Source organism: Butyricicoccus sp. AF18-9LB, assembly GCF_027684505.1.
Taxonomy (GTDB): domain Bacteria; phylum Bacillota; class Clostridia; order Oscillospirales; family Butyricicoccaceae; genus Agathobaculum; species Agathobaculum butyriciproducens.
In genome coordinates, this window is record NZ_JAQCWA010000070.1 from 1 (window position 1) to 514 (window position 514).

Sequence of the window (514 nt, forward strand, 5' to 3'; positions counted from 1 at the left end):
GTGTTGTAGATCAGCTGTGCAGCGTACTGACGCGGGCAAGCAGAGGTGAACGAGGTGTTTACATCGTCCAGCAGGCCGTTCTCGTCAGCCAGTGCGTTGGTCTTTGCAGCCCAGCTGGAACCGGTCAGACCAGCCTTAGTTGCGTCGTAGCCGAGGGTTACGAGCAGTATCTTAGCAGCTTCCTGAGCGGTTACCTTGTCGTTCGGGCAGAACTTGGTAGCAATGATGCCCAGAGACTGGCAGTACTTGATGTAGCCGCGAGCCCAGTGGGAGCCAATGTCGGTGAAAGAGGTCTTGTCGTCGTTGTACGCAGAAGCGTCAGAATTACCGGTGCGCAGAACGTAGATCATCTTCGCCATCTCCGCACGGGTTACGGTACCGTTCGGCTTGAAAGAGCCATCGTCGTAGCCGTTAACTACGCCCAGCGATACCAGAGTGTCCACAACTTCGGTGTCAACCTTAATGTCAGCCGAATCCGTGAACGCTGCACCAGCAAACATGGTGAATGCGCAAG

Annotated in this window: 1 protein-coding gene; it reads right to left on the reverse strand. The window is 55.4% G+C overall.

All coding sequences use genetic code 11. The features are described from left to right. Window positions 1-514: S-layer homology domain-containing protein (locus PGY33_RS14355; protein WP_270479224.1), on the reverse strand; the 514-nt coding region annotated here is incomplete at both ends.